This window comes from Catellatospora chokoriensis (assembly GCF_011297315.1).
Taxonomy (GTDB): domain Bacteria; phylum Actinomycetota; class Actinomycetes; order Mycobacteriales; family Micromonosporaceae; genus Catellatospora; species Catellatospora citrea.
In genome coordinates this window covers 281,434-295,217 of record NZ_JAAOTI010000002.1, presented here as the reverse complement: position 1 = coordinate 295,217, position 13,784 = coordinate 281,434, and the positions used below count along the sequence as shown (strand labels likewise).

Annotated in this window: 12 protein-coding genes; 2 read left to right on the top strand and 10 right to left on the bottom strand. The window is 72.8% G+C overall.

The features are described from left to right. Position 1: 1 nt before the first annotated feature. Positions 2-352 carry a DUF2203 domain-containing protein gene (locus HAV39_RS03925; RefSeq protein ID WP_191837773.1) on the bottom strand — a complete coding sequence of 117 codons (351 nt, stop codon included), beginning with the start codon at positions 350-352 and terminating at the stop codon, positions 2-4. Positions 353-577: 225 nt separating this feature from the next. Between HAV39_RS03925 and HAV39_RS03920 the strand changes: the two genes are divergently transcribed. After that, the gene (locus HAV39_RS03920) at positions 578-1,075 is read left to right on the top strand and encodes a DUF6232 family protein (protein WP_191837772.1); all 498 of its coding nucleotides are present in this window, start codon (positions 578-580) and stop codon (positions 1,073-1,075) included. A gap of 167 nt (positions 1,076-1,242) precedes the next feature. Here the strand turns inward: HAV39_RS03920 and HAV39_RS03915 are convergent, their stop codons facing one another. The 8 genes from HAV39_RS03915 to HAV39_RS03880 form a co-directional block, all read right to left on the bottom strand. Further along, positions 1,243-3,939: a PEP/pyruvate-binding domain-containing protein gene (locus HAV39_RS03915; protein ID WP_191837771.1), complete on the bottom strand. Its 2,697-nt coding sequence runs from the start codon at positions 3,937-3,939 to the stop codon at positions 1,243-1,245. Positions 3,940-4,011: 72 nt separating this feature from the next. Further along, positions 4,012-4,488, bottom strand: a complete 477-nt coding sequence (locus HAV39_RS03910) for a MarR family winged helix-turn-helix transcriptional regulator (RefSeq protein ID WP_191837770.1) — start codon at positions 4,486-4,488, stop codon at positions 4,012-4,014. 168 nt (positions 4,489-4,656) lie between these two features. Beyond that, complete coding sequence (locus tag HAV39_RS03905) at positions 4,657-5,298, bottom strand: response regulator (RefSeq protein ID WP_239120357.1); 642 nt, start codon at positions 5,296-5,298, stop codon at positions 4,657-4,659. A gap of 8 nt (positions 5,299-5,306) precedes the next feature. Next, the gene (locus HAV39_RS03900; RefSeq protein ID WP_191837768.1) at positions 5,307-6,548 is read right to left on the bottom strand and encodes a sensor histidine kinase; all 1,242 of its coding nucleotides are present in this window, start codon (positions 6,546-6,548) and stop codon (positions 5,307-5,309) included. A gap of 46 nt (positions 6,549-6,594) precedes the next feature. Next, complete coding sequence (egtD, locus tag HAV39_RS03895) at positions 6,595-7,560, bottom strand: L-histidine N(alpha)-methyltransferase (protein WP_191837767.1); 966 nt, start codon at positions 7,558-7,560, stop codon at positions 6,595-6,597. Continuing rightward, the gene (gene egtC / locus HAV39_RS03890; RefSeq protein WP_191837766.1) at positions 7,557-8,291 is read right to left on the bottom strand and encodes an ergothioneine biosynthesis protein EgtC; all 735 of its coding nucleotides are present in this window, start codon (positions 8,289-8,291) and stop codon (positions 7,557-7,559) included. The genes egtD and egtC overlap by 4 nt, the downstream gene beginning before the upstream one ends. Further along, positions 8,291-9,592: an ergothioneine biosynthesis protein EgtB gene (gene egtB, locus HAV39_RS03885; RefSeq protein WP_191837765.1), complete on the bottom strand. Its 1,302-nt coding sequence runs from the start codon at positions 9,590-9,592 to the stop codon at positions 8,291-8,293. Before egtB ends, egtC begins: the two co-directional genes overlap by 1 nt. A 41-nt stretch (positions 9,593-9,633) precedes the next feature. Further along, positions 9,634-10,854 carry a glutamate-cysteine ligase family protein gene (locus HAV39_RS03880; RefSeq protein WP_191837981.1) on the bottom strand — a complete coding sequence of 407 codons (1,221 nt, stop codon included), beginning with the start codon at positions 10,852-10,854 and terminating at the stop codon, positions 9,634-9,636. A gap of 246 nt (positions 10,855-11,100) precedes the next feature. On the opposite strand from HAV39_RS03880, the gene HAV39_RS03875 reads away from it, so the two are divergent. Continuing rightward, the gene (locus tag HAV39_RS03875) at positions 11,101-11,289 is read left to right on the top strand and encodes a hypothetical protein (RefSeq protein WP_120318829.1); all 189 of its coding nucleotides are present in this window, start codon (positions 11,101-11,103) and stop codon (positions 11,287-11,289) included. 168 nt (positions 11,290-11,457) lie between these two features. Here HAV39_RS03875 and HAV39_RS43580 read toward each other — a convergent pair whose 3' ends face one another. After that, positions 11,458-13,758: a fibronectin type III domain-containing protein gene (locus HAV39_RS43580; RefSeq protein WP_239120359.1), complete on the bottom strand. Its 2,301-nt coding sequence runs from the start codon at positions 13,756-13,758 to the stop codon at positions 11,458-11,460. Positions 13,759-13,784 lie beyond the last annotated feature (26 nt).

The window sequence follows — 13,784 nt, the reverse complement described above, 5'->3', positions numbered from 1 at the left end:
GTCAGCAGGGGCGGCGGCCCGCGAAGCCGGTGTCGCTGCGGTGATACCAGTCGATGCCGTCGTCGCCTTCCAGCCAGCACCAGCGCACCGGACGGCCGTCGAGCTCGCCGGGGAAGTCCAGCAGCAGCGGGGCGAAGCCCTTGACCTCGATGTCGGCATCGGCGATCTCCTCCAGCGCGGCGTAGAGCCGCGCTTCGAGCGCCTTGGCCTCGGCCAGCCCGCCCAGCTCGCTGTGCCCGCCGGTGTCCAGATCGGCGCGCAGCTCGGCGAGGTCGGCGCGTACGCCGATGAGCTCTTCGAGCTGCGGCATCAGCGCGGCGAGCCGGGTGCGCGCTTCGTCCAGGGTGAACATCGTCCCAGTATGTCGACCCCGCGCCAGCTCACGGGCGACACCCCACCCCCGTCGCGCGCGGTCGGGGGCAAAGATCGCCCGACTTGCCAGGCAGGTGGGCGAAAGCGGGACCAAGATACGCACAGGTGCCAGGCAAGTCCGCCGATCGAGGGCGGGCGGATTCACTCACGGACGACTTGGTCACTCTGCGCGATCCTAAGACAACGCTGAAGCGTCGGAGGGGTCGTGATCACCTACTATCGTGATGAGACGGTGGCGGTGACCTCGACGTACATACAGGTCGAGGACCGCCGGTTCCGGCTCTCCGAGCTGCGCTACGTCTGGCACCGCCAGGAGCGCCCCGACTGGCAGGTGCGCCGCCGCACGGCCGGGCGCGGGATCCTCAACCTGCTGATGATCCTGTCCGCCTTCGCCGGGTTCGTCGCGCTGATCGGGCTGATCGCATCCGCGTACGGCGAGTCCCGCGTCGCCGCCGCGCTCGGCAGGCTGCCGTTCCCCCGCGACACCCTGCTGCTGGTGGCGGTGCTGCTGCTGGTGCTCGGCCTGGTGCCGCTGCTCTGGGAGTGGGCCCTGCACCGCGTCGACGACAGCTACGACCGCGGCAACGCCATCTACGAGGTCTGGGCCGAGACCCAGGGCACCCAGGTCCTCCTGCTGCGCATCGACGACGCCGCCCGCTTCGGCAAGATCTACCGAGCCCTCCAACGCGCCCTCGGCCAATAACCTCCCCCACCCCACCCCGCCCCAACCCTGGCGCAACTCTTGAAGAGTCGCGCCCTCACCGGCCTGCTGGGACCGCGACTCTTCAAGAGTTGCGGCAGGTGGAGGGTCATGAGGCAGTGCAGGGCGGCCCGCTGGGGGCGGGCCGCCCGGGTGGGGATGGGTGGGAGTCAGGGGAGGGTGACGGTGCCGGCGGCGCCGTCGACGGTGATCTGCTGGCCGGTGGTGATGCGGGCGGTGGCGTCGGGGACGCCGACCACCGCGGGGATGCCGTACTCGCGGGCGACCACGGCCCCGTGCGAGTTCGCCCCGCCCATCTCCATGACCAGGCCGCCCGCGGTGAGGAACAGCGGGGTCCAGCCGGGGTCGGTGGACGGCGCGACGAGGATCTCGCCGGGCTCCAGGTGCGCGCCGACCGGGTCGAGGATCACCCGGGCGGTGCCGGTGACCGTCCCGGCCGAGGCGGGCGTGCCGGTCAGCGCCCCGTCCGCGCTGCCCGGGGCCGCCTTCGCCGCGGGTTCGGTGCCGTCGGACAGCAGCACCCGCGGGATGTGGCGGCGGCGCAGCTCCTCGTCGTACGCCCGGCGGCGCGCGTCGACCAGCACCCGCTGGTCCGTTCCGGACAGTGCCGCCCGGGTCTCGGCGAGGTCGAGGAAGAACACGTCGTCGGCCTCGGCGAGCCGCCCCTCCTTGGCCAGCTCGGCCCCGACCAGGGCGACCTGCTGCCGGCACGCCGCGATGATCCGCACCATGTAGTACTTGGGCAGCTCGCGCACCCCGGCCAGCTGCCGGGCCCGGCCGAGCATGGCGCGCACCAGCCTGCCGCGCAGGCGGCTGCGTTTGGCGGCCCGAGCGGCCAGCGTCTCCACCATCGCCTCGGCCTCGGCCGCGCCCTGCGCGAACAGCCGGTCGGGCGTCAGCGCGGCCCCGTCGGCCGGGTCCGTCCGCAGGTAGTTGGCCAGCACGCCGAGGAGGTAGCGCGGGTCGTCGGACCAGCGCGGCATGCCCATGTCGATCTCCGCGACGGCGCGGTGGCCGTACCGTGCGAGGAACTCCGCGATCCCGGCCTGGGCCGCCGCGGGCATGGTGCCGGCGGTGTACCGGTGCGCGAGCTCGTCCACCTTCGCCGTGCCGAACAGCCGTGCCGTGGCGTCGTCGGCGCGCAGCCGGACCGCCAGGTGCCACAGCTCCAGGTCCATGTCGGTGGTGACGTTGTGCGGGATGCCGCGCAGCACGGCCTGCACGTCGCCGACCGCGGCGTCGGCCCCGAGCAGCCGGTCGGCGATGCCGAGCGCGGCGAAGCCCGCCGCGGCCACCGGCATGACCCGCGGCAGCAGCGGGACCACCTCGTTGCCGAGCACGCGTTCGACGAAGTCCAGCCGCTGCGCGGCGGTGGCCCGCTCCGGCGCGGTGAGCCGGCTCTCCAGCTCGGCCCCGACCCGGTCCACCGCGGCCAGCCCGCGCTGCGGCTTGGCCAGCGCCCGCACCAGCCTGACCGGCACCCGGTGCTTGACGGCCGTCCGGCCGACCCGGCGCACGAACGGCAGGCGCGAGCGGCGGGTCACCGTGAACCGCGGGTCCTCGAACAGCTCCAGGAAGATCGCCGCGGAGCGGGCCTCCATGACCCCGAGGATCTTCGGGATCAGGGTGCGGCCCATGGTGCTGCGCACTGCGGTGGTGACGTCGAGGAACAGGCGCTGCCCGGCGGGGGCGAACACGGCCGGACCGGCCAGCGGGTCGGCGACGCCGAAGCCGAAGAACCGCGCCGCCGACGAGGCCACCACCCGGAACGCGGCCATGCCCATCGGCGTGATCGGACGGTACAGGCCCTGGGCGACGCTGAAGCAAAAGTAGGCCCGGGTGTCCGCACCGGCCGGCGGGGCGTGCTCCGGCAGCGGGAACAGCGTCGTGACGGGACGGGCCTGGGTCAGCCACAGCGCTCCGTCGCCGTCGATGGCCCACTCGGTGTCCTGCGGCGCGCCGTAGTGCGCCTCGACCCGGTCGCCGAGCGCGGCCAGCGCGAGCACCTGCGCGTCGGTGACGCAGGCGGTGTCGCCGCCGGCGGGCAGCGCGACGTGCTCGGTGCCGCCGCCGGGCAGCGACCGGATGGCCAGCCGCTTGTCGCCCAGCCGCCGGTCGAGGATGACCCCGCCCGCGGTGTCCACCACGAAGTGGTCGGGGTTGACCGCGCCGGAGACGACGGCCTCGCCGAGACCGGGGCTGGCGTCGACGACTGCCTGGCGGCGGTGACCGGTGACCGGGTTGGCGGTGAACAGCACCCCGGCCACGGCGGAGTCGACCATCCGCTGCACGACGACGGCCAGCCGCACCGTGCGGTTGTCGATGGCGTGGGTCGCCCGGTAGACCACCGCCCGGTCGGTCCACAGCGACGCCCAGCAGCGGCGTACGGCGTCGAGCACGGCGTCCTCGCCAACGATGTTGAGGTAGGTGTCCTGCTGCCCGGCGAAGCTGGCGAACGGCAGGTCCTCGGCGGTGGCCGAGGAGCGCACCGCCACCGGCACGTCGTCGCCGAGCTGGGCGTACCCGGCGGCGACCGCGGCGGCGATGCCCGCCGGGATCGGGGCGGCCAGCAGCGCCGCCCGCGCCCGCCCGGCCAGCGCGGTGAGCGCGGGCACGTCGGTCGGCGCGGTGCGCGCCAGCTCCTCGTGGATCTCGTCGAGGTGCGCGGTGTCGGCGACGAGCCGGTATGCCTCGGTGGTCAGGCACAGCCCAGGTGGCACCGGCAGGCCGGCCCGGGTCAGCACGCCCAGGTTGCCGGCCTTGCCGCCGACCACCGGCAGCATCCCGGCGTCGATGTCGGCGAAGTCGAGGACGAGGTCGGTCGCGGGGGTCACCGTCGCGCTCATGCCGTCACCCCGCTGCGCCCGGCTCCGGCACGAGTCACCGTCGCCCTGATTCGCTCGCCCGCGACCCGGGTCTCAGGCCACATGATCCGCTCCCTGCGCTCGCTCATCGAGATGTCTCCTAGAGGCCTTGCCGAGCAGTGCCATGGCCTCGCTCACCTGGCGCTGCTCGTCGTCGGTCAGGTACGTCATCAGCTGCCGTTGCGCCTGCGCCCGTACGCGTTCGAAGGCACGCAGGTAGTCACGCCCGGCCGGGGTGATCCGCAGCCGCTTGGCCCGCCGGTCGACCGGGTCCTCCGCGCGCTCGACCCAGCCGCGGCGCACCATCTGGTCGATCAGCCTGCTGGTCACCGACATCGACCGGCCGACCTGCTCGGCGAGGTCTCGGACCGTGGGGTGCGGTCCGGCGTCCAGGGCGTAGAGGCTGGCCATCTGCAGCAGGTTGGGCTCCTCGTCGCCCATCCGGCGGAGCAGGCCGAGCAGGAAGTCCGGGATGAGCGCGCGCCGGAACAGCCCGATGTCCTCGGCGAGCTGGTCGTGCTGCTTCTCCACGGCACCTCCTCTTGCTTGTGACTTCGCAACTAATGCGTTAACGCAAGCTTAACGCGCCACCACGGCGTCAAGTCAACGCATGATGAAATATTCGCGGTGACGCCGGTCACCGACGAACAGCCGGCGCCTCGGTGTCCCCCTCTTCCTGGCCGAGCGCTGCCGCGTTGCTCACCCGCTGTCCAGGCCCGCCCGGTAGGCCACCCGGGCGGCCTGGACCCGGTTCTCCGCGGCCAGCTTGGTGAGGATCGCGCTGACGTAGCCCTTCACCGTGCCCTCGGTCATGAACAGCTCCGCGCCGATGTCGGCGTTGGACAGTCCCCGCCCGATCAGCCGCAGCACGTCGACCTCCCGCGCGGTCAGGGACTCCAGCTGCGCCTTCTCCTGCGGGCTGAGCCGGGGCGCCTGGTCGGCGATGGCGTCGATGACCTGCCGGGTGACCGCCGGATCGAGCATCGCGTGGCCCTCGTGCACGGCCCGCAGCGCCCGCAGCAGCTCCTCGGGCGGCGAGTCCTTCAGCAGGAAACCGGCCGCACCCGAACGGATCGCCTCGTCGACGTACTCGTCGGTGTTGAACGTGGTCAGGATGATCACGTGGGGCGGGGTGTCCAGTTCCAGCAGCCGGCGGGTGGCGGTCAGCCCGTCCATGCCCGGCATGCGGATGTCCACCAGCGCGATGTCCGGCCTGGCCCGCCGGGCCGCCTCGATCGCGCTGCGCCCGTCGCCCGCGTCGGCCACCACCCGCAGGTCGTCGGCCGCGTCGATGATGGTGCGCAGGCCGCGCCGGATGATGTCGTTGTCGTCCACGATCATTACCTTGATCATGAGTTGCCCTCTCCCGCGCTGACCTGCGGCTGCGCCGCGACACCGCCGCCCGGCGGGACGGCCTTGGGCTGCCCGGCGGGCGGGATGACCGCGGTCACCCGGAATCCGCCGGCGGGCAGCGGCAACGCGGCGAACTCGCCGCCGAGCAGGTCGACACGCTCGCTCAGCCCGATCAGACCGTGGCCGGAGCTGGGCAGACCCGCCCCCCGCCCGCCCGGCGGACGGTCGTTCTCCACCGTGACGTGCACCCCGTCGGCGGCGCAGCGCACCCCGACCCGCACCGGCGCGCCCGGCGCGTGCTTGACGGCGTTGGTCAGCGACTCCTGCACCAGCCGGTACACCGCGCGCTGGGTCCGGTCTGCCAGCAGCTCGGGAAAGCCGGTGACGTCCAACTCGACCGGCATCCGGCCGACGCCACGCATGCGCTCCACGAGAGCGGGCAGGTCGCGCGCGGCGGGCTGCGGGGCCAGCGGGGCCTTGTCACCGGGCGCGCCGCGCGCGTTCAGCAGGCCGAGCAGACCGCGCAGTTCGGTCAGCGCCTCGCGGCCCTCGTCGCGGATGCGGTCCACCTCCAGGCGCACCGTGGGGGCCTGCGCCTCGGGGACGCTCTGCAGCGCGGTGGCCGTGACGACCATGTTGCTGACCCGGTGCGCCACCACGTCGTGCATCTCGCGGGCGATGCGGGCGCGCTCGGCCCGGCGCGCGGTCTGCGCCATCATGTCCCGTTCCCGCTCCAGGTCCCCGGCCCGCGCCCGCAGGCTGACCACCAGGTCCTGGCGCACCCCGGCGGCACACCCCAGCAACAGGGGCCCGAGGGCGAAGGACAGGGTGTACGCCCACGCGCGCACATCGGGGGCCAGCCCTTCCGCCGCCGACAGCGCCTGCACGCCCACCCCGAACACGGACAGCACGCCCAGCTGCCACCACTGCCGGGTGATGACGCCCATCGTGTACATCATCACCGCGAACACGAACGGGGTGAACGCCAACAGGTGGCACGCCGCCACGAACAGGGTGACGAGCAGCGGCCAGCGCCGCCGGGCCAGCAGGGACAGTCCCGCGGCCAGGGTCAGCACCTCGGCGATCACCGAGTGTCCGAGCAGCCCCGGCGAGCCGGCGCCGACCAGCTCGTCGATCTGGCCGACGATCAGCGCGACGGCGGTGATGACGAAGTCGAACCAGGTCAGGCGGGGCTTGTCGGCGGCGTCGCCCGGCATTCGCGGCCGCAGATCCCCCATACCCGACATCTCACCACCAACGGCACGGCGGAGGGACCGAACCCGGCTACTCCACCGCCCGCGCCAGCGTCACCGCGAAACGGCCCTGCGGGTCGGTCCACCAGCGCGCCGCCTGGAACCCGGCCCGGGCCAGCTCGGCCTCCACCCGCACCCGGTCGAACTTCGCCGACACCTCGGTGCGCAGCTCCTCGCCGGCCTTGAAGTCCACGTCCAGGTCGAGCGCAGGCACCTCCACCCGCATGTCCCGGGTCGCCCGCAGCCGCATCTCGATCCAGCTGTGCTTCGGGTCCCACAGCGCCACGTGCTCGAACGCGGTCAGGTCGAAGTCGGCGCCGAGGTTGCGGTTGAGCACCCGCAGCACGTTCAGGTTGAACTCCGCGGTCACCCCCGCCGCGTCGTCGTACGCCGCGACCAGCGTCTGCGGGTCCTTGACCAGGTCGGTGCCGAGCAGCAGCCACTCGCCCTCGTGCAGCACGTCGCGCAGCTCCTCCAGGAACGCGGCCCGCTCGACGGGGGGCAGGTTGCCGATCGTGCCGCCCAGGAACACCACCATCCGGCGCCCGCCCTCCGGGATACGGTGCAGGTCGTGGCTGAAGTCGCCGACGATGCCGTGCACCTCCAGGTCGGGGTAGTCGCCGTCGATCGCCTTCGCGGCCGAGCGCAGCGCCGTCTCCGAGACGTCCAGCGGCACGAACTGGGCCAGCGTGCCGGTGTCGTGCATGGCGTCGAGCAGCAGCCGGGTCTTGTCCGACGACCCGGAACCCAGCTCCACCAGCGTCTTCACGCCGGTCTCCTGGGCGATGTCGGCGGCGTGCTCGGCCAGCACGGCGCGCTCGGCCCGGGTCGGGTAGTACTCGGGCAGCTGCGTGATGCGTTCGAACAGGTCGCTGCCGTACGCGTCGTAGAACCACTTCGGCGGCAGCCACTTCGGAGACGAGGTCAGGCCCTCGCGGGCGTCCTCGCGCAGCTGCTCGCTCAGGTCGTCGGGTGTGAGGTACACGTCGAGCTTCATAATTCCTCCACGGTGTACGTGGCCGGGTGCGCCACCACCAGTCGGCGGTCGGGCACCTGCACCCAGCCGGGGTCGTCGTCGAAGGGCTCGGAGGCGACCACCACCCGCCCGGGCGAGTGGTGCACCGCCAGGGCGTGCCCGAAGGTCGTCGCGTACGCCTTGTCGCCATCGGTGAGCAGCAGGTTCAGCCGGGAGCCGTGCGCGGTGGCGCTCACCTCGGCCACCGTCGCGCGCAGCGCCTCGGCCGGGCCGTAGCCGGCGCGCAGCCGGTCGCGCACCAGCGTCCACACGAACGCCGCGTCCGTGGGCGCGTCCATCGTCAGCAGATCCGTCACCGGCAGCCGCTCGGCCAGCTTCGCCACCGTGTCCGGCCAGCCCGCGACGAACCCGTTGTGGCTGAAGAACCAGCCGTCCCCGCTGAACGGGGCACACGCGTCGTCGGTCACGGTCAGGCCCGGCGTCGCCGAGCGCACCGCCGCCAGCAGCGAGCCGGTGACCGTGACCCGGGCCAGCGCGGCGAAGTTGCGGTCCGTCCAGATCGGCACCGCCCGCCGGTAGCGCACCGGACCGGCCGGGGTGTACCAGCCCACCCCGAAACCGTCCACGTTGATCGTCCCGCCGCCGCGCATGTCGCGGGGCGCCCAGGACTGGTGCTGCAGCCCGTACGGCGGCTCCACCAGCAGCGCCGCCAGCGGCACCGGCGGACCGAGATAGACCAGGTGGCGGCACATCAGGCGGCCAGCTCCCCCGGGCGCGGGTCGCGGGCGCAGCGGAAGCCGCTGAAGATCTGCCGCCGGATCGGGTAGTCCCAGTTGCGGAACGTGCCCCGGACGGCCGCCGCGTCGGTGCCGAACGAGCCGCCGCGCAGCACGCGGTAGTCGTCGCCGAAGAAGACCTCGGAGTACTCCCGGTACGGGAACGCCCGGAAGCCCGGGTAGCCGTACAGCGGTGAACTGGTCCACTCCCACACGTCGCCGATCAGCTGATGCACGCCCGCGGGTGAGGCGCCCGCCGGGTAGGCGCCGACCGGCGCCGGGGACAGGTGCCGCTGGCCCAGGTTGGCGTGCTCGGGCGCCGGATCCTCGTCGCCCCACGGGTACCGGCGCGAGCGCCCGGTCGCCGGGTCGAAGCGGGCCGCCTTCTCCCACTCGGCCTCGGTCGGCAGCCGCCGCCCGGCCCAGGCCGCGTACGCGGACGCCTCGTGCCAGCTCACGTGCACCACGGGCTCGTCACCGACGATCGGCTCCCGCCGCCCGAACCGGGTGTACGTGCCGTCGCCGTGCCAGTGCCCCGGACCGGTCAGCCCGGCCTCCCGCCGGTGCGCCCAGCCCCGCGGGCTCCACCAGCGCGGGTCGTCGTAGCCGCCGGCGTCGATGAACGCCTGGTACATCGCGTTGGTGACCGGCGCGCGGTCGAGGAAGAACGGCGGCACGTCGACCTGGTGCGCGGGCCGCTCGTTGTCCAGCGCCCACGCCTCCAGCGAGGTGCCCATCTCGAACGGGCCGCCGGGGATCAGCGCCTCGCCCGCCACGATCGCCTGCGACGGCGGGGGCGGCACGGCGACCAGCACCGGGTCACCGGTACGCAGCTGATGGGTGGCCAGCATGGTCTCGTCGTGCTGCTGCTCGTGCTGGATGATCATCCCGAACGCGAAGCCCTGCTCCACCAGGGGGCGGCCCTCCAGCTCGACCGTGTCCAGCAGGTCCAGCACCTTCTCGCGCACCGTGCGCACGTACGCCCGCGCCTCGGCCGGCCCCAGCAGCGGCAGCTGCGGGCGCTCCCCGCGCGGGTGCTTGAACGCGTCGTAGAGCTGGTCGATGTCGGCGCGGACCGGCTCCCGCCCGCCCACGTCGCGGACCAGCCACAGCTCCTCCTGGTTGCCGACGTGCGCCAGGTCCCACACCAGCGGCGACATCAGCCGGGAGTGCTGGCGGACCAGATCGTCGTCGTCCACCGCGTCGGTCAGCCCGACGCTGCGCTGCCGGGTCCGGGTCAGTTCGGCGGCGGCCCGCTCCCGCAGTCCGGTGCTCATGGCTTCACCTCGCTCGCTCGTCGGCGGCACGGTTCGGGCGCTCATCTGACGCCCCCTTCCCGCAGCCGCCGCGCCACCACGTCCCGCACCGCCTCGGCGGTCGCGGGCGGCAGGTCGGTGTGGTCGAGTGCGGAGCAGGCCAGGTCGAGCAGGGGCGGGGTCACCGCGGCGATCGCCGGGTCGGCCAGGCCGTGCCGGGCCGCCTGCACCCAGCGCCCCGCCGCAGGGGCGGCCAGCGCCGCCGCCGCATCGACGGTCTCCTCCCGGGCGAACAGCGCGACCAGCACCGCCACCGGGGCCACCCAGTCCGTCCCGGACTGCATGTCCAGGTAGCGCACCTCGAAGTAGCCGCGCGCCCGCACCGGCGGGAACAGCGTGCTCAGGTGGTAGTCGAGGTCCGCATAGGTCGGCCCCGGGGGGATCGCGCCACCGATCCAGTCCGCGAAGGTGACGCCGGGCGGCGCCTCCCACGAGCCGTCCCGGCGTACGCACAGCAAGGGTGTGTCCAGCGCCCGCCGCGCCCAGGCGGCCACCGGATCGGCGTCGTCGGCGGGCGGCCCGTTGCGCATCGGGTCGGCGGCCAGGCAGGCCCGCATCCGCGCCGACGCCCAGCCGGTGTCCACCCCGGCGTGCCGGGACGAGTTGGCGAACGCGGCGACCAGCGCCGGGCCCACCGCGTGCAGGGCCCGCCAGCGCGGCGCGACCCGCTCGGGCAGGCCCACGTCGAGGCACACCTGCACGCTGGCCGTCCCGCACATCCACTGCCTGCCGTACGGGCCGAAGCGGTCGAAGACGCGCTCCATGGTCGCGTACCGCGGGGTGTCCAGGATGCGGTCCGGCCGGCGGTGGGCGTCGCAGCCCCGCCCGTCCAGTGCCAGGCCCGCGTGATCGAGGAGGCCGGTCAGCTGCCAAAGATCCGCCGTGGTGGCGTCGAGCAGCCCGGCGAGGGAGTCGCTGGTTTCGGTGGAGATCTCCACCTGCCCGCCCGGTTCGAGGGTGACCCGGCCGCCGTGCGGCAGCGGGGTCTGCGGGCTGTCCGGCACCAGGCTCCGCGGGGCGTGCTCGCCCAGCGCCGAGCCGAGTGCTCCCGGATCGACCGGCCGCGCCGGATCGTCCAGGTGGTGCGTGGTCCACTCCAGTTCGATGCCCACCCGCCCAGGCGGCCCGGTCTTGAAACACACCTTGGCCACATAGCCCTCGGCCTCGGCCCGATCCGCGATCCGCACCCCCGCGTCCCGCATCACCTGCTGCTGCACCACCACATTCACCCCCGCCCATCACCACCGGTACGTGAGACCGCCCAACCTACTCCCCCAACCCCACCCCCACCCCATGATTCCCCCTCACTCACCCACCCCCTTTTCCCGTTGATCATGAACTTATGGACGTGTTCGACGGTGTGTCGCTGCCCTAACTTCATGATCGATGCCGGGTGGGTTCGGCGGGGCTGCCCGTGGGATTCCCCGATCAGGCGAACTCGAACCATCCGGCGGGCGGACAATGGCCACATGCAGCCCGAACCCCGCGAATCGCTGAGCTTGGACGAGGTGCTCGCCGAGGAGGCCGACTTCGCCAGCGAGCATTCGCGTACCAGCACCAGCGAGGCGGTCAGCGCCGGCGAGGACCTGCACTCAGGTTCGGACATACCGCACGGCCTGGGCGGCATGGACATGAAACGCCTCCGCCTCCTCGACTGACCACCACCCACTGCCCGCTGCCGGCCGGCGGCCGGCGGCCGGCGGGTTGATCATGAAGTTAGGGCGGCGACACACCGGTCGAACACGTCCATAAGTTCATGATCAACCCGGAGAAAGGGTGAGCCCCGCCGGGCCGGGGGCCGGGCGGGGCGTGGTGCGGGGAAGGGGTTACGGGAGGGCGTTGAGGAAGGGTTCGTGGGAGTTGCTGAACTCCCAGTTGTAGTAGCGGTCCCAGTTGATGGACCAGGTCATCAGGCCGCGGAAGTCGGGGCTGGTGCCGCCGCGCAGGGTGTAACCACCGCAGTTCTGGTTCTTGACCAGGCAGTTGACCGCCTGCTGGACCTGGGCGGGGGTGGTGTACCCGCCGCCGGCGCTGACCGCGGCCGGCACGCCGAACGCGATCTGGTCCTCCCGCAGCGCGGGGAACGTGACACCCGTGTTGGCCACCGGGAAGCCCGCGGCCAGCATGTCGGTCATGGCGATGTGGAAGTCCGCCGCGCCCATGTTGTGGTACTGGTTGTCCAGCCCCATGATCGGGCCCGAGTTGTAGTCCTGCACGTGCAGCACCGTGATGTCGTTGCGCAGCGCGTAGATCACCGGCAGGTACGACCCGGCCCGGTTGTCGCAGCCGCTGCACGTGCCGCCGTAGAACTGGTACCCGAGCTGCACGAAGAACGTCTCGGGCGCCATGGTCAGGATGAAGCCCGAGCCGTAGCGCGCCTTCAGCGTGCGCAGCGCCGAGATCAGGTTGACGATGACCGGGGTGGTGGGGTTCCGGATGTCGCCGTCACCGGCGTTCAGGAACAGCGAGTGGCCCTCGAAGTCGATGTCGAGGCCGTTCAGGCCGTACTTGTCGATGATGGCGCTGACCGAGTTGACGAACGTGTCCCGGGCGGCGGTCGAGGTGAGCTGGACCTGCCCGTTCGCGCCGCCGATGGAGATCAGCACCTTCTTGCCCTGGGCCTGCTTGGCCCGGATGGCGGCGATGAAGTCCGCCTCGCTCTCCACATTGGGGCACTCGGCCACCGGGCACTGCCGGAACCGGATGTCACCCGAGGTCACCGAGGTCGGCTCACCGAAGGCCAGGTTGATGATGTCCCACGAGGACGGCACGTCGGCCATCCGCAGATAACCGGATCCGTTGGCGAAGCTGGCGTGCAGGTAACCGATGAGCGCGTGCTTGGGCAGCCCGGTGTTGACGCAGCCCGTGGTGGTCGCGCTGACCGCCCCGCTCTTGGCGGACTCGCCGGAGGCGTTGTACGCCGCGACCGTGTACGCGTGCGCCGAGCACGTGGCCAGGCCGCTGACCGTGGCCGTGGTGCCGGTGCCGGAGGCGACCTGGGTGGTGCCCTCGTACACCCGGTAGCCGGTCGCGCCGGAGGAGGCGGACCAGGACAGCGACACCGAGGTGTTGGTGGTGCCGGTGACCGTCAGGCCGGCCGGGGTCGGCGGGACCGTGGTGCAGCCCGTGGTGGTGGCGCTGACGCCGCCGCTCTTGGCGGACTCGCCGGAGGCGTTGTACGCGGCGACCGTGTAGGTGTGCGCCGAGCACGTGGCCAGGCCGCTGACCGTGGCCGTGGTCCCGGTGCCGGAGGCGACCTGCGTGGTGCCCTCGTACACCCGGTAGCCGGTCGCGCCGGACGAGGCGTTCCAGGACAGCGCGATCGACGTGTTCGTGATCGTGCCGACTGCCAGGCCGCCCGGGGTCGGCGGCACCGAGGTGCAGCCGGTGGTGGTCGCGCTCGCCGCGGAGGTCTTGGCCGACTCACCGGTCGCGTTGTACGCCGCGACCGTGTAGCTGTGCGCCGAGCACGCCGCCAGGCCGGTGATCGTCGTCGAGGTGCCCGTCACGGTCGCCCGCACGGTCGTGCCCTCGTACACCCGGTAGCCGGTGACCGTGCCGCTCGACGCGCCCCACGACAGGGCGATCGAGGTGTTCGTGATCGTGCCGACGGACGGGTTGCCGGGCACGCCGGGCACGCCGGTGCCGCCCGGGCCGTCGAGGCTGATGTCGTCGGCGAAGTAGGTGCCCTGGCCGTACCAGCCGTGCGTGTACACGACCACACTGGTCTGCGATGCGCCCGTGGTGAAGTTGACGGTGAGCTGCGTGAACGCGGCCGCGCCGGGGGTCCAGGTGGACGCACCGCCGTCGATGCCGAGGTACACGTAGTTGCCGCGCACCCAGCCGGTCAGTGCGTACGCCGTGTTCGGCTGCACCGCGACGGTCTGCGAGCACTTGGCGTTGTCCGATGCCGACGCCGCGCCCTGCAGCGCCTTGGTGCCGGTGCGCACCGGGCTGCTCACCACGGAGCCGAGGCCGCCGGTGCAGCTCCACGGGGACAGTGTGCCGTTCTCGAAACCGGGGTTGGCCAGCAGGTTGGCCGCCGACGCGGGGGTGGCGACGGCGAGGACGCCGACCGCGACCAGCAGTGACAGGGCGGCGGCGAGTGAGAGTGGTCTTCTGGTCACGGGCCCTCCTCTTGATGGATGGCCCT